13 protein-coding genes and 3 pseudogenes are annotated in these 15,883 nt (G+C 42.5%); 12 read left to right on the forward strand and 4 right to left on the reverse strand.

Going from position 1 to position 15,883, the window contains the following annotated elements; translation table 11 throughout:
- Positions 1–223: 223 nt before the first annotated feature.
- The 10 genes and pseudogenes from glyQ (at position 224) to JCM19055_RS08905 (ending at position 10,528) form a co-directional block, all read left to right on the forward strand.
- Positions 224–1,111, forward strand: coding sequence for a glycine--tRNA ligase subunit alpha (gene glyQ, locus JCM19055_RS08865; protein WP_042359481.1), 888 nt, complete (start codon positions 224–226; stop codon positions 1,109–1,111).
- A 2-nt stretch (positions 1,112–1,113) separates the two neighbouring features.
- A pseudogene (glyS, locus tag JCM19055_RS08870) lies at positions 1,114–3,192 on the forward strand (glycine--tRNA ligase subunit beta).
- 34 nt (positions 3,193–3,226) lie between these two features.
- A pseudogene (locus JCM19055_RS08875) lies at positions 3,227–3,882 on the forward strand (helix-turn-helix transcriptional regulator).
- Positions 3,875–4,687, forward strand: coding sequence for a pyruvate, water dikinase regulatory protein (locus JCM19055_RS08880; RefSeq protein WP_042359482.1), 813 nt, complete (start codon positions 3,875–3,877; stop codon positions 4,685–4,687). The pseudogene JCM19055_RS08875 and the gene JCM19055_RS08880 overlap by 8 nt, the downstream one beginning before the upstream one ends.
- 345 nt (positions 4,688–5,032) lie before the next feature.
- The gene (gene dnaG, locus JCM19055_RS08885; protein WP_042359483.1) at positions 5,033–6,889 is read left to right on the forward strand and encodes a DNA primase; all 1,857 of its coding nucleotides are present in this window, start codon (positions 5,033–5,035) and stop codon (positions 6,887–6,889) included.
- Positions 6,890–6,944: 55 nt separating this feature from the next.
- Positions 6,945–8,057 (forward strand): RNA polymerase sigma factor RpoD, encoded by a 1,113-nt coding sequence (rpoD, locus tag JCM19055_RS08890; protein ID WP_042359484.1) that lies wholly within the window; start codon positions 6,945–6,947, stop codon positions 8,055–8,057.
- A 262-nt stretch (positions 8,058–8,319) separates the two neighbouring features.
- Complete coding sequence (locus tag JCM19055_RS08895) at positions 8,320–8,610, forward strand: cytochrome c (RefSeq protein WP_052366130.1); 291 nt, start codon at positions 8,320–8,322, stop codon at positions 8,608–8,610.
- Between the two features lie 77 nt (positions 8,611–8,687).
- Positions 8,688–8,909, forward strand: coding sequence for an SAM-dependent methyltransferase (locus JCM19055_RS23395; RefSeq protein WP_152549818.1), 222 nt, complete (start codon positions 8,688–8,690; stop codon positions 8,907–8,909).
- Positions 8,878–9,441 carry a tRNA (adenine(22)-N(1))-methyltransferase TrmK gene (locus JCM19055_RS08900; protein ID WP_052366132.1) on the forward strand — a complete coding sequence of 188 codons (564 nt, stop codon included), beginning with the start codon at positions 8,878–8,880 and terminating at the stop codon, positions 9,439–9,441. Before JCM19055_RS23395 ends, JCM19055_RS08900 begins: the two co-directional genes overlap by 32 nt.
- Positions 9,413–10,528 carry a Nif3-like dinuclear metal center hexameric protein gene (locus JCM19055_RS08905; RefSeq protein WP_042359485.1) on the forward strand — a complete coding sequence of 372 codons (1,116 nt, stop codon included), beginning with the start codon at positions 9,413–9,415 and terminating at the stop codon, positions 10,526–10,528. Before JCM19055_RS08900 ends, JCM19055_RS08905 begins: the two co-directional genes overlap by 29 nt.
- A gap of 44 nt (positions 10,529–10,572) precedes the next feature.
- Here the strand turns inward: JCM19055_RS08905 and JCM19055_RS08910 are convergent, their stop codons facing one another.
- The 3 genes from JCM19055_RS08910 to vrrA form a co-directional block, all read right to left on the reverse strand.
- Positions 10,573–11,556: a ring-cleaving dioxygenase gene (locus JCM19055_RS08910; RefSeq protein WP_042359486.1), complete on the reverse strand. Its 984-nt coding sequence runs from the start codon at positions 11,554–11,556 to the stop codon at positions 10,573–10,575.
- A gap of 82 nt (positions 11,557–11,638) precedes the next feature.
- A complete protein-coding gene (locus JCM19055_RS08915) occupies positions 11,639–12,598 on the reverse strand; it encodes a 4-hydroxy-3-methylbut-2-enyl diphosphate reductase (protein ID WP_042359487.1) in 960 nt (319 codons plus the stop codon).
- A gap of 75 nt (positions 12,599–12,673) precedes the next feature.
- Positions 12,674–13,204 (reverse strand): VrrA/YqfQ family protein, encoded by a 531-nt coding sequence (gene vrrA / locus JCM19055_RS08920; protein ID WP_042359488.1) that lies wholly within the window; start codon positions 13,202–13,204, stop codon positions 12,674–12,676.
- Positions 13,205–13,365: 161 nt separating this feature from the next.
- Between vrrA and JCM19055_RS08925 the strand changes: the two genes are divergently transcribed.
- Together JCM19055_RS08925 and JCM19055_RS08930 are read left to right on the forward strand one after the other, a co-directional pair.
- Positions 13,366–14,610 carry a DEAD/DEAH box helicase gene (locus JCM19055_RS08925; protein WP_193745369.1) on the forward strand — a complete coding sequence of 415 codons (1,245 nt, stop codon included), beginning with the start codon at positions 13,366–13,368 and terminating at the stop codon, positions 14,608–14,610.
- A gap of 77 nt (positions 14,611–14,687) precedes the next feature.
- Positions 14,688–15,553: pseudogene (locus tag JCM19055_RS08930) on the forward strand (deoxyribonuclease IV).
- 4 nt (positions 15,554–15,557) lie between these two features.
- Here the strand turns inward: JCM19055_RS08930 and JCM19055_RS08935 are convergent.
- Entirely contained in the window at positions 15,558–15,821 is a 264-nt protein-coding gene (locus tag JCM19055_RS08935) for a DUF2624 domain-containing protein (RefSeq protein WP_265181967.1), read from the reverse strand.
- Positions 15,822–15,883: the final 62 nt, after the last annotated feature.

The raw sequence follows: 15,883 nt of genomic DNA on the forward strand, positions 1-15,883 counted from the left end.
TGAGAAAGAGGAGTACACAGAGACTTGTCGTTTTTAGCGAGTGTGGGGAAGTGCAAGCCACGTAACGACAACTGTGGAAGGAACTTTTGAGTGAATAGAACTTAAGTGGTGCGATTTGCACAATTAGGGTGGAACCGCGGTTATTAATCGTCCCTAGCTCATTTTTTGAGCTAGGGGCGTTTTTTGCTTTTACGTAGATGAAGAAAGGGTAGGGATTAAACACATGAATGTTCAACAAGTCATCCTTAAATTACAATCGTTTTGGGCTGAACAAAACTGTTTTATTATGCAACCGTACGATGTAGAAAAAGGCGCAGGTACGATGAACCCAATGACATTTTTACGAAGCATAGGGCCAGAACCGTGGAATGCGGCGTATGTCGAGCCTTCAAGAAGACCATCAGACGGCAGATACGGAGACAACCCGAATCGTCTGTATCAGCATCATCAATTTCAAGTCATTATGAAACCATCGCCTCCAAACATTCAAGAGTTGTATCTTGAAAGCTTAAAGGCGCTTGGCATTGATCCTTTAGAACATGATATTCGGTTTGTAGAAGACAACTGGGAAGATGCCACGTTAAATGCATGGGGTCTCGGTTGGGAAGTTTGGCTTGACGGTATGGAGATTACGCAATTCACGTACTTCCAACAAGTAGGTGGACTTGATGCGGATCCAGTCGCAGTTGAATTAACGTACGGTTTAGAACGACTCTGCTCTTATATTCAAGACAAAGAAAATGTGTTTGATCTAGAATGGGAAGCAGGCTATACGTATCGTGATATCTTCTATCAACCAGAATTTGAGCATTCGACGTACACGTTTGAAGTGGCCGACCATGATATGCTTCAGAAGTTGTTTGTAACGTACGAAAAAGAAGCAGGGATTGCACTTGATAAAAACCTTGTCTTCCCGGCTTATGACTATATTTTAAAGTGTTCACATACGTTTAACCTGCTTGATGCAGGTGGTGCAATTTCAGTAACAGAACGAACGGGATACATTCGAAGAGTGAGAAACCTTGCTAGAAAATGTGCATCCATTCATTATGCTGAACGTGAACGTTTAGGATTCCCACTACTAAAAGCAGAGAAAAAGGGGGAAGCGTAACGATGGGTAAGGCATTAGTACTTGAATTAGGTGTTGAAGAAATACCAGCACAATTTGTTGATCTCGCACAGAATACATTTGAAGCAAACATTCGAACATGGCTCAAAGAAAATCGCTTAGATTACGATCAGTTACAAGGCTTCTCGACTCCGAGACGTTTTGGCGTTACCGTATCCAATTTAGCAGAAGAGCAACCAGATGCCGTCGAAAAGTCTAGAGGTCCTGCAGTATCCATTGCTAAAGACGAGAACGGTGAGTGGACAAAAGCTGCAATTGGCTTTGCTAAAGGAAAAGGCTTAGACGTTGATGACCTTACAGTAGAAGAGACTGAACAAGCACGTACGTGTATGCGGTGAAAAAAAGTAAGTGGTGTAAAAACGATTGATTTGTTAAAAGAAACGTTTCCGTTGTTTTTAAACATTCCATTCCCTAAAAGCATGCGTTGGGGCTCAAATAAAACGAGATATGTAAGACCAATTCATTGGCTCGTTGCATTGTATGGGGACGCGGTCGTTGATGGCAGTGTTGCAGGCATTAAAGCTGGAAGAACGACGAGAGGACACCGGTTTTTAGGGGGAACAATTGACGTTTTGCACGCCGATGAGTTCGAAGAAAAACTTTTGAGCGAGTATGTCATCGTTGACCCGACGAAGCGCCAAGATGCCATTCGTCAACAGATCGGATTACTAGAAGAAGAGCACGATTGGAACGTTGATGTTGAGGAAGGCTTACTTCAAGAAGTCACGAACCTAGTTGAATACCCAACAGCATTGTTTGGCTCATTCTCTGAAGAGTTTTTGCAACTTCCAGATGAAGTGTTAATTACATCAATGCGTGAGCACCAACGTTATTTTGCGGTGCACAGTCAAGCAGGTGAGTTACTTCCTTACTTTATTACGGTTCGTAATGGTGATCATCGTCATTTGGAGAACATTCGCCGAGGCAACGAAAAAGTGTTACGTGCGCGACTTTCAGATGGTGTGTTTTTCTACAAAGAAGATCAAAAGCACTCTCTTGACACGTTAGTTTCACGTATGGACGTTATTGTTGAACACGAGAAAATTGGAACGATCAAAGAGAAAAGTGAACGCACGAAGCAGTTGGTTGAGAAATTATCGAGTGCAATTAGTGAAAGTGGCGATGTGTCATCAAACGCGGCACGTGCTGCTGAGCTTTTAAAGATCGACCTATCTACGAATATGGTTGATGAATTTCCAGAGTTGCAAGGCTTAATGGGTAGTGATTATGCGAATCGACTTGGGGAAAATGAAAAGGTAACAACGGCAATTCGAGAGCATTATTTGCCACGATTTGTCGGTGATGACTTGCCAACAGCCATTGAAAGTGCACTGGTTAGTGTATCAGATAAGCTTGATACGATTACAAGTTCATTTGCAATTGGACTCAAACCAACGGGTTCACAAGACCCTTACGGTTTAAGAAGGCAAGCAGCGGCAATTGTTAACGTGACACGCCACTTTAAGCTTTCCTTTACGTACGAAGCGTTACGTGATTACGCAATTGAGATTTCTAATGCAGCTGCTTATCCGTCAGAAAGCGAGTCGTTAAAGGACGACTTGGATGAGTTTTTCAAACTTCGCTTAAAAGCAGCGCTTGAGGAACGAGGCATTTCTTACGATATTATTGAAGCGATTCTCGTATCGCCATTCGGCCGAATTGATGTACTCTTTGATAAAGCGGACGTATTACAAGAGCTCCATGGTACAAAGCGTCTTAAAGATGTAACTGAAGCATTAAGTCGTGTGAATAACATTGCAAAGAAGCAAGAAGGACCAGCCGATGTTCAAGTTGCTTTGTTTGAAAAAGACGAGGAACGAGAACTGTACGATGCTTACGTTTCATTGAAAGATGCACTCGGCGTGAAGCTTTTGAATGGTGAAGTATCAAGTTCATTTGAAGAACTAGAAAAACTTGCACCAGTCATTCACCGTTACTTTGAAGGTATTATGGTTATGAGCGACAATGATCAATTGAAGCAGAATCGTTTAGCACAAATGCAAGTTCTCTCATTGGAGATCAGTCGCTTTGCGCAGTTCCAAGCCCTCGTTTTACCTTCTTGATGAATACACTAAGCGGTAAAGGCGGTGATGAGCCATCGAATTGACGAGTCGACAAGAAAAGATACTAGAAATTGTAAAGCAAGAAGGTCCGATTACTGGTGAGAAAATCGCTGAGAAGTTGTCGCTTACCCGTGCTACATTACGTCCAGACTTAGCCATTTTAACGATGGTCGGGTTTCTTGGGGCAAGACCTCGTGTCGGTTATTACTACACAGGTAAAGCTGGTGCGGAAATCCCTTTAGAACAGCTAAAAAAAATATCCGTGTAAAAGATTATCAATCCATTCCAGTCGTCGTTAAGGAGTCAGATTCGGTTTATGATGCCATTAGCACGATGTTCCTTGAAGACGTTGGGACCATTTTTGTGTTAGATGCGAAGTCAAACCTTGCAGGTGTGCTTTCTAGAAAAGACTTACTTCGAGCAAGTCTTGGTAATCAAGAATTAGAATCGATGCCAGTAAGCATTATTATGACGAGGATGCCTAATATAACGGTTTGTTATAAAGAAGATTTAATGATTGAAGTATGTAAGCGACTCATTGAAAAACAAATCGATGCCTTGCCTGTCGTTAATCGTAAAAGTCCTAGGGAGTTTGAAGTCATCGGTCGTATTACAAAAACGACAACGACCAAGCTTCTCGTGGATCTAGTGAATCGAGATCTGCCGCTAAAGGAGGAGAAATATGACTAAATTTCAGGCGCACCCAATCGTTTATGTTGTCTCAGATTCTGTAGGAGAGACTGCGGAATTAGTCATCCGAGCGGCTGCGAGTCAATTTGGAGAGACGTCAATTGAAGTTCGGAGAATTCCTTATGTTGAAGACGAGGCAACGATCAATGAAGTTATCTCACTTGCAAAAGATGTAGGCGCAATGATTGCATACACGCTCGTCGTTCCTGAGATTAAAGCGTACATGCAAATGTCTGCAGAACGTGAGAAAGTAGAAGCGGTTGATTTACTTGGTCCGATCCTTGATAAATTAACGACGTTGCTTCAGTTGCAGCCAAAGTATGAGCCAGGTCTCGTCTATCGTTTAGATGAAGATTATTTTCAAAAAGTCGAGGCGATTGAGTTTGCCGTGAAGTATGATGATGGTCGTGATCCACGTGGTGTATTGCATGCAGATATCGTCTTAATCGGAGTGTCAAGAACTTCGAAAACGCCGTTATCCCAATACCTTGCACATAAACGATTAAAAGTGGCCAACGTACCGATCGTACCAGAGCTCGATCCCCCGGAAGAACTTTTTAAGATTTCACCTGAAAAATGTATCGGCTTGAAGATTTCACCGGAAAAACTTATTGAGATTCGTTCAGAACGTTTAAAGTCACTCGGCTTAAAGGCAGAAGCGAATTATGCAAGCTTAGAGCGAATTAAAAGTGAATTAGAGTATTCAGAAGCGATTATGGAGCGCATCGGATGTCGTGTTATTGATGTATCTAATAAAGCAGTTGAAGAAACTGCCAATATTATATCGAGCTACTTTAAAGCTTAAAGAAAATCGATGCGGAAACGAATCATTTACTTTCCGCATCTTTTCACTTGAAATCGACGAAATTCGAGCTTTTTTTTAAGACAAGTATAGTCAACGAAATAAAATTCAATTATAATAGTGTAATGCGTAGATGTGACGTCTATTATATTTTTAACGAATAGACGTTTTTTATAGAGGTATTTTGCAGTTTTTGTAGAAATGGTTTGCAATGTAGGCAAGTTTGGGTAAAGAATACGAGTTAGCGATCGTCATCCTTAGCTATTATTGTCAAAACTTATTTGCAAACTTTATTCATTTTTTGATGTGCCAAACAATAAAATCGAACGATGTGGTGGTGATCGTTGATTGTCTCATCCAATACCGGAATCGCTCATTCAAGAAGTTCGTGAACGAGCGGAGATCGTCGATGTAATTGGTGAAGTCGTTCAACTGAAGAAGCAAGGGCAAGGGCGTTACGTCGGACTATGTCCTTTCCATGGTGAGAACACACCTTCTTTTTCAGTATCAAAAGATCGACAGCTGTATTATTGTTTTGGTTGTGGGGCGGCTGGGAATGTCATTTCATTTATGACAGATTACGAAAAGCTGTCTTTTCGTGATGCCATTATTCGCCTAGCTGAAATGACAAATGTTGATGTATCTGAAGTGGCTACAGACGAAGGAAGTTCGGACGGTCATGATCCGCTTAGGCGCGCTCATGAATTAGCGGCCCGGTTTTATCACCATTTGTTTATGAATACAGAACAAGGTCGCAATGCTTTTCAATATATGGAGAACCGTGGTCTTACTGAACAAGCGTTACTTCATTTCCAAATTGGTTACGCGCCAAATGAACGGTCGTCACTTACAACCTTACTTGAAAAGCGTGAGTTTGATGTGCAGTCACTAGAATCTGGTGGACTACTACAGTTTCCTGAAGATGGGCGAAAAGCGTATGATCGTTTTCACAACCGGGTGATGTTTCCTTTGCATGACCTTCAAGGTCGCGTCATTGGCTTTAATGGGCGAGCGCTTCACAAAGAATCGAAACCGAAGTATTTAAATAGCCCTGAAACCGAACTGTTCAAGAAAAATGAAATCTTATATGGGTTTCATTTGGCGAAACAAACGGTTCGAAAGAAAGATCAGCTCGTATTGTTTGAAGGGTGCATGGATGTAATTTCGGCCTGGATGGCAGGTGTGGATCATGGCATGGCAGCGCTTGGAACATCACTTACGACACGGCAAGCGAAATTGATTCGCAAGTTAACAGAGAACGTTGTTCTCTGTTATGACGGTGATCATGCCGGACGTGAAGCGGCTTTTAAGAACGCACAAAGCTTACAGAGCGTCGGTTGCAACGTTTTAATTTGTCCAATCCCAGATGGTAGCGATCCTGATGAATATATTCAGACACAAGGTCATGAAGCATTTCGAACACTCGTCTACGAACGTTCTCAATCGGTAACGTCGTTTAAAATCCAATCGTTAAGACGTGAGAAAAACTTACAGCGAGAAGGAGAACAACGCTTATATATCGAACAGGTATTAGAGATTCTTTTAGACATCGAAAGTGCCATTGATCGAGAATATTATTTAAAGGAGCTTTCTTTTGAATTTAACCTTTCGATGGAGGCGTTGCACACTGAATTAAATGATCTTTCCAGGAAACAACACGTTCACGAACGAAGCAACCATCAGAATCGATCTGTAACGACTGAACAGCGACCAGCTCCGATGAAATCGAAGCCTAAGCCCGAAACCGGGTTAATGCCTGCATTCCATAACGCAGAACGCATGTTGTTAAAAGCGATGATTGAAGAAGAGGAATGGGCGCAATCGGTTGAAGAAGCAATCGGTGGTAACTTCAATGTTGATCAGTACGCAGCCATCGCGGCTTATCTGTATGCCTATTATGCAGAAGGTCGTCAAGAAGGCGGCAATGAGTTTGTTATGTATGTAAAAGACCCTGACTTGGCAAGAATTGCAACAGAAATTGTTTTTGAGCCAAGTGTAGAAATGACCAAAGAAGCCTTTGAAGATTATATCAACTTGGTTAAGAACTATCCAACTTGGGTAGAAATAGAAGGAAAAGAACAAGAACTTAAGAATGCTGAACAACGAAAAGATATAGAAGCCGCGGTACAAATTGGGAATCAATTGATTGCTCTTAAGAAGAAATTCGGGAGCAAACTCCCATTTAAGCGTACGAGAGTACGCTAATATACACGCATTTTTGTAAAGTGTTTTCGTTTGGAATTGGAAGGAGGGAGATCGAATGGCAGAGAAACCATCTCGCTTAGCTGAAGGTGAATTGTCGATCGATCAAGTCAAAGAGCAGCTCGTTGAAATTGGAAAGAAACGTGGTGTACTATCCTACACCGAGGTTACCGAGAAATTAGCACCGTATGATCAAGACTCAGACCAAATGGATGAATTTTTTGAGTATCTTGGTGAGCAAGGTGTCGATTTGCTCAACGAAGGCGAAGAAGTCCCTAGTATGGATCAAGTGGAAAAAGAGACAGATCTTGATCTAAATGATTTAAGTGTACCACCAGGCATTAAGATTAACGACCCTGTTCGTATGTACCTTAAAGAAATTGGACGTGTTCCATTGCTTTCTGCAGAGGAAGAAGTTAATCTTGCCAAGCGGATTGAAGAAGACGATGAAGAAGCAAAGCGTCGTCTCGCAGAAGCAAACTTACGTCTTGTCGTTTCCATTGCCAAACGTTATGTAGGGCGGGGAATGTTATTCCTTGACCTCATTCAAGAAGGTAACATGGGTCTTATTAAAGCGGTAGAGAAGTTTGACTATAATAAAGGGTTTAAGTTCAGTACGTATGCAACGTGGTGGATTCGTCAAGCGATTACACGTGCCATTGCTGACCAGGCGCGAACAATCCGAATCCCAGTTCACATGGTAGAAACAATTAACAAGTTGATCCGTGTGCAACGTCAATTGTTGCAAGATCTTGGACGCGAACCAACTCCAGAAGAAGTATCTGAGGAGATGGATCTTACACCAGATAAAGTGCGTGAGATCTTAAAGATTGCACAAGAGCCAGTCTCATTAGAAACACCGATTGGTGAAGAAGATGATTCTCATCTTGGTGACTTTATTGAAGACCAAGAAGCACTAGCACCATCTGATGCTGCAGCTTATGAGCTTCTTAAAGAGCAACTTGAAGACGTCCTAGATACACTTACTGACCGTGAAGAGAACGTACTGCGTCTACGCTTCGGTCTAGATGACGGTCGTACGCGTACACTTGAAGAAGTAGGTAAAGTGTTCGGCGTTACGCGTGAGCGGATTCGTCAAATTGAAGCGAAGGCGTTACGTAAGTTGCGTCATCCTAGCCGTAGTAAGCGTTTGAAAGACTTTATGGAGTAGAAAGTTCGTTATGCGGGTTGCACTCCTAATACTGCAACCCGTTTTTTTCATATTACCGAGCTTTCAACCGAAATGCAAATTACGTCAAAGTAAAAATGACAATTTACGAAAACAAACGGCGGAAGACTTTTCTTTCATCTAGTTTTCGTATAAAATAAAAACCGAATCGTTTTTCTACGTATACATAAAGCTATGTTTGAGGAGGAAGGCTCGTGAAGGGACAACCATTAATACCATTCGCTATTATTGCGGGGTTGGTATCTTGTTAATCATTACGTTTTCGTTCATCGGTTTAGGTGCTGGTGGCGAAGATGCAGATGATAATGGAGATTCAGGATCTGGCGATCCAGTCGAGATGGCTGATGCATTGTTTGAAGATAACTGTCTAAGCTGTCACGGCGATAATGGAGCTGGAGGTTCTGCGCCACCAATCGCTGGTATGGATGCAGAAGCAGTACTTCAAGCGATTGAAGAAGGACCAGGAATGATGCCTGCAGATTTAGTAACTGGTGAAGAAGCTGAAGCTGTAGCTGAGTACGTTGCAAATCAATAACAATGAAAAAAAGGAGCCCTGTAAGGCTCCTTTTTCTATGATTGGCGTTTTTTTCGTCAGGGAAAGAGGGTACAAACATGATGCACGTTGAACAGCTATCTGAGCGTTTACGTTTTATTGCCTTGAACACTCCGAGAAATACGACAGTTGCAGATATCGGAACCGATCACGCGCAACTGCCTGTTGCATTAGCTCTTGACGGATTGATAAAAAAAAGCAGTAGCAAGCGATGTAAATGGTGGACCATTCCAAAATGCACTTCGAAATGTGAGCAATCATCAGTTAACAGAACGGATTGAAGTACGACATGGTAATGGGTTAACGACGATTAAAGAAAGTGATGAGGTAGATGTGATCACGATCGCTGGTATGGGTGGTGGTCTGATCTGTGACATTCTAACTAAAGGAAAGCGGCACTTATTTAATGCGAAGACGTTAATATTACAAGCGAACGTTGCAGCAGAGCTCGTTCGATCATGGTTGCATAATCACGGTTACAAGCTTCAAAATGAAACGATGATTCAAGAAGGTGAACACTTCTATGAAGTAATCGTTGCAGTGAGTAACGATGAAGCAGTCGTTGATCCTTACGAAGGTGTAGACGAAACGTTAGCGATGCGTTTTGGACCGTTATTAATGAAAGAGCAATCAGATGCGTTTATGCAAAAGTGGCGGAATGAATACGCACACTTACATCGAATTAAAGATCAGATTGCTGTTGCGAACCATCAAGATTTAAATAGTAATGAAGCTTACGTAAGAATTCAAAAACAAATCGATCAAATTGAGGAGGTCATTCCGAATGTCAGCAACAGTGCAAGAGATCATTAATATCGTCGAAGGCTTTGCGCCAAAGTCATTGGCAGTTGATGGAGATCCTATAGGGCTTACGGTTGGGGATGCCAATGCAGTCGTTACACGAGTGATGACCACGCTTGATGTGACCGAGCAAGTCGTCGATGAGGCGGTAGAAAACGGTGTGAACATGATTGTCGCTCATCATCCACTTCTATTTGTCCCTTTACAAGCCATCGATGTGAACACACCTAAAGGAAAGATTGTGCACAAATGTTTAACGAATAACATTAGTGTTTATTCCGCTCATACGAACCTTGATATTGCTGAAGGTGGCGTGAACGATTGGTTAGCGGAGAAGTTAGGAATTGAAGACACCAAGGTGCTCGTACCAACGGAAAGTGAAAAGCTATACAAGCTCGTAGCGTTTGTGCCAAGTGAAGATGCAGAGAAGGTGCGAGACGCGATTGGTGATGCAGGCGCTGGACACATCGGCAACTATTCTCATTGTTCATTTTCTGCCGCAGGTACAGGCTCCTTTTTACCAGGTGATGAGACAAATCCACACATCGGTCAACAAGGTGTAAAGACGAAAGTAGATGAAGAACGAATTGAAACAATTGTTCCTGAGCCGTTATGTCAAGCCGTCATTCAAGCTCTTCATCGTGCTCATCCGTATGAGGAAGTTGCCTACGATCTTTATCCATTGGCACTTGAAGGCAAAGCGCTCGGTTTAGGTCGAATTGGCAAGCTACGTGAACAAACGACACTGAAACGATTTCTTGAAGAAATGAAAGAGACGTTTACTATTGATGGACTTCGTTATGTTGGCGAGTTGGACAAACCGATAGAAACGGTCGCTGTACTAGGCGGCGATGGCAACAACTATTGGAAGAATGCCAAACAAAAAGGTGCAGATGTGTATGTGACTGGAGATTTAAAGTTCCATAACGCACAAGATGCTCAGATCGAAGGGCTTGCACTCGTTGATCCTGGTCACCATGTCGAAGAAGTGATGAAGCGCGGGCTTCTAGAAGTTCTTCAAAACGAAGCAAAGAAGCGTGGACTAGTAATCGAAGTGATTGATTCTAAACTGAATACGGATCCATTTTCATTTCTATAAAAATCACCGGTTGTGTCTAAAAAGGACAACTGGGGTGTTTGTCGTTATTCGTATTCTTTTTCAAACGTAATCGTACTTCGAGTCGTATCGATGTGACGTACGGACTGTTCAATACTTTCTCGTTTCGGCTCTAAGAAAGGAGGCAAGGACAGTTTTTCACCAAGTGTTTCGTATGGCTCATCGCCCATAAAACCGGGACCGTCTGTTGCGAATTCAAATAGAATGCCTTGTGTGACACGAGCATATAGGGAAGCGAAGAAGTGTCGATCAACAAATCCTGAGTTTGGAATTTTATGGTTGTTAAGTCGATCGATCCATTCTTTTAAGACGGCTTGATCTTCAACGCGAAAGGCTGCGTGGTGTACAGTCCCATACCCTTGTCTTCCAGAAGGTAATACAGTGTTGTGTTCAACGATCACTTGTGCGCCGTTTCCACCTTCACCGACTTCAAATAACGTGTATGGCGATTCTTCTTTTACTTCACGGAATTGAAGCACTTGCTCTAGAAATGCGCTCATGCCTTCTTTTTGAGACGTTCGTATATGGACAGGTCCAAGTCCTGTAATTGCGTACTCTAATGGAATCGGCCCCTCTTGCCACGGAGTACCGCTTAAAACGCCTTCGTTGTTCTCGTCCGAGATGAGTTGATACAGCTGTCCGTCAAAGTCAGTGAAATCAAGCACTCGTTTACCAAACTGTTGTGTGATTGCTTTATGCTCGACGCCTAAGCGAGCGAACCGCTTCTCCCAGTAAAGTAAAGCATCGTCACTTGGAACGCGAAAAGAAGTTTTGTAAATCTCATCGTTTCCGTGTTGTCCTTTAGGAATTCCAGGGAAATCAAAGAATGTCATATCAGTACCTGCTTGACCACGATCGTCAGCAAAGAACAGGTGATACGTTTGAATATCGTCTTGATTGACCGTTTTCTTTACGAGTCTCATTCCGAGTGTATACGTAAAAAACTCATAGTTTTTCTCAGCACTGCTCGTTATTGCTGTAACATGGTGGACGCCTTTAAGAGAATTCATGTCTAATCACACCTTTCAGGTTATCAGTTTAATTATAAACTAACAAATTGAATAAAAAAAAGCAAGTCAGAAGACTCGCCTTTTATCGTGCTCTAGATTTCATGTTTTTACGTAATGGTGGTAAAATCTTCGCACCAGAAATCTTGCGCTCTCTCGTCCACGTCGACTCATCGTTAGGATCATATTGATCTAAGAAGAGAACAACTTCACGCGCAATTCCTGTTGGGGTAGAAGCACCTGCTGTAACCGCAACTTTGTTTACGCCTTCTAACCATTCAAGCTTTAATTCACTAATGTCTGCAATACGATAAGCATTCGTATCCGCAATGTCCTTAGATACTTGAGCAAGTCGATTAGAGTTATTACTCATCGGATCACCAACAACGATAAGAAGATCAGCATCTTTCGCTTGATCACCAACAGCTTCTTGTCTCACTTGTGTTGCAAGACAAATTTCATTGTGAACTTCTGCATGTGGGTATTTCTCTAGCGTGCGTTCCATGATGTTCTTAACATCCCATTGACTCATTGTCGTCTGGTTTGTGATGATCACATTGCCTCGTGTAAGTGCAAGGTTCTCAACGTCTTCTAACGTTTCAATGAGGTGTACGTGTTCTGGAGCGACACCAATCGCACCTTCAGGTTCTGGATGACCGCGTTTTCCGATATAGACGATATCGTATTCAAGCGCTTTTTTCTCAAGGATTAAGTCGTGAGTAACGGTAACGTCAGGACACGTCGCATCAATGGTCGTTAACCCTTTTTCGTCAGCAAGTTTGCGAACTTCTGGTGAAACGCCGTGAGCGGTAAAGATCACAGTACCTGTATCGACTTGCTTTAATATTTCAAGACGGTTTGGCCCATCTAAAGAGATAACTCCTTCTTCCTCAAAGGCATCCGTTACATGTTGGTTGTGAACGATCATACCAAGAATATAGATTGGCCGTGGTAAACTTTTATCATTTGCTGCTTGGCGAGCAATAACCATAGCGTCTACAACACCGTAGCAGTACCCTCTCGGGGTGATTTTCATAACTTCCATCGCCAAGTCCTCCAATGCTTTTAGGCTACATGTAATTATACAGGTAGATGGAGAGATTGAAAAGGAAACTGATTGTTAAATGTACAGTTTTGGAGGAGGATCATCACCGGTATACCACTGATTGGCACGTGTTTGTGACAAATCAATGTCAGAAGTCTCATTTACGTGTTCATGTGAGTCTACAAACTGAGCGTGTTCACTCTCTATTCGATCTTCTAGTAATGGTGGTTCAAATTGCTGTGACTCTTCAATCATCAACTCTTGTTCAGTGTTTGATAAGGGAGTTTGTCGTGAATTTCTTCGCATCTGATTTACTTGACGAACGACACCAGGAATTTGACGCACCATCGGACCGTATCGTCGAATAACAGGGATCCATTTGGCGCCACCTTGAATAATTGGCATAAAGCGACTAATCGAAGCTAAAGCGCCACCACCTGAGGCGAGTGCTGACCCTCCAAGTCCAGACGACAAGGCGCCACCCATTGCAGCGGGAGCGGCTCCTCCAGCAAACGGAAATGCACTTGCCATAGGTAGTGCCGAGCGTGCAGCTAACGCACTCATCGGTGGTCCCATAGGCAAAGGCATGGGAGGATATCCATACATTTTATAAGCCCCTTTCATTACAGAGTTATCTTCAGTTAGGATATGCAACGAAGAGGCGTCGGTTCTTCTTTGGGGCATGCTATTCTTTTTAAGTTCATCTATGGTAAAATAAAATGATGTGTCGAACGTATACAAGACACGAGAACTTTGAGGTGAACACAATGAGTGCATGGAAACGATTAAACATTCACGAGGAATTAGCAGAAAAGCTTGACGCAGATCGGATTACACGTCCAACTGAAATTCAAGAACGCTTAATTCCGGCTATTATAAATGGAAAAGATGCGATTGGACAATCGCAAACTGGAACTGGGAAAACGTTGTCTTTTGTTTTACCGATTTTAAGTAAACTTGATATGGATGTCGATGAATTACAAGTCGTCATCGCTGCACCAACGAGAGAGTTAGCGGAGCAAATTTACAAAGTGACGAGAGATTTAATCCAAACGGATGCTTACGCTGGTGTAAGAATCCAACGTGTCATTGGTGGTACAGACAAAGACCGGTCCATTGAAAAGCTAAAGCGTCCACCACATATCGTAGTGGCAACACCTGGACGATTAAATGATCTCGTCTGTAAAGAACGAGCGCTTAGCGTTCATCAAGTACGAACGTTAATCATTGATGAAGCCGATCAAATGCTTGACATGGGCTTTATTAAAGAAGTGGACCAAGTGGCGTCGTACATGCCTGATGGTCTACAAATGCTCGTATTCTCTGCCACGATTCCAGAGAAATTGCAGCCGTTTCTAAAGAAATATATGAACAATCCTCGCCACGTACATGTCCAACCAAATACACCGTCTCCAAAAGGCTTAAAGCATTACTTAATGCCACTAAAGAGTCGTAATCGCGAGAAGTTCGCTGTAGAGATTGCACAAACGCTTCGACCATTTCTTTGTTTAGTATTCGTGAATACGAAGAAAGAAGCAGACAGCTTAACGGAACTGTTCATTGAAAATGGAATTGAAACGGAGACGTTACACGGGGATTTAAGTGCTAGAGAACGAAAACAAGCGATGCGTAAGATCGTTAAGGCATCAGTACCGTATGTCGTTTGTACGGATCTCGCTGCAAGAGGGATGGATATTGAAGGTGTGTCTCACGTCATCAATGTGCGTATTCCTAAAGAATTGGAGTACTATCAACACCGCGCCGGTCGTACTGCTAGGAAAGATTTAAGTGGAGACGTCTATACAATTGTTGATAAAGAAGATTACCCTGCACTACACAAACTACAACAACAACGGTTTTTCTTCCATTACCTCGACTTAAAGAATGGAGAATGGAAAGAAATTGACCAACTCGGAAGCGGTTATGCTCCTGGTAAAACGAAGCGGAGAACGCGCACAGATCAAGCGCCACTCCCAACAGTTAAGAAAAAAAGACATCAAACCGGGATATAAGAAAAAGTTACGAGAAAAGAGTAATAGCAGGAGGAGAAAGTAAATGGCGTTACAAAAAAATTGGGTCTCACGTCTCAATGAACGGAAAGAAAATGTTGCTCGGTTCAAGCGAAGAAGCAACAAGTTATGGCGCAAGTGCTATGATGATCTATACTGGTGCTCCTCAGAATACACGTCGTAAAGCGATTGAAGAGCTAAACATCGAAGCAGGACGAGCACACATGAAAGAAAACGGCATTGAGGAATTGGTCGTTCACGCGCCTTACATTATTAACATCGGCAATTCTGTTAAGCCAGAAACGTTTGATCTTGGCGTACGGTTTTTACGATCAGAGATTGAACGAACAGATGCACTAGGTGGAAAACAAATTGTGTTGCACCCAGGGGCGCATGTCGGGGAAGGTGCTGACAAAGGGATTGCTAAGATCATTGAAGGTCTAAACGAAGTGATTGATCCAAACCAAAACGTCAACATCGCACTTGAAACGATGGCAGGAAAAGGCTCAGAATGTGGAAGAAGCTTTGATGAGTTAGCACAAATCATCGATGGTGTAACACACAATGAGAAGCTAACGATTTGTTTTGATACGTGCCACGTTCACGATGCAGGTTATGACCTTGTCCACAATTTTGATGGTGTCATGGAACAGTTCGACTCCATCATGGTCTCGACCGCCTTGCAGTTTTACATGTGAATGACAGTAAAAATCCACAAGGCGCTCGTAAAGACCGTCATGAGAACTTAGGCTTTGGTCATATCGGTTTTGATGCCTTAAATTACATCGTCCATCATGAGATTGTCAAAGACGTTCCTAAAATCCTTGAGACACCGTATGTTGGGGAAGAGAAGAAGGACAAGCGTCCTCCGTACCGTTTTGAAATCAATATGCTTAAAGAAGCGTCGTTTGATGAGCAAGTAAAAGATAAGATCTTGGGTGTGTAAAACCCTACAAACGATGACCAAATTGCGCATATAAGTCATGAAGCAGCATCGCATGTTCTTTCGATGTTGCTTTTTCGACTTTATTAATGAAGGCATAAACAGAAGCTTGGTCTTTAAGGTTAACTTTTTCAGTACGTGCCAAGTGTAACAACTTACTAGCCTCATCAATCGTAATGTCAATTCCTCGTTCGTGTGCCATGCTCACTAATTGCTGAGGTGACATGTTTTTAATGTATTGTTGAATAATTCCCATCCACAAATCGATCACATCCTTTCAAGTTAGTGTATGCAAGAATGGGCTTGGTTAGTGACAAAGAATTCCAGAAAATC

It is taken from the genome of Geomicrobium sp. JCM 19055, from assembly GCF_000698185.1.
Classification (GTDB): Bacteria; Bacillota; Bacilli; order Bacillales; family Marinococcaceae; genus Geomicrobium_A; species Geomicrobium_A sediminis.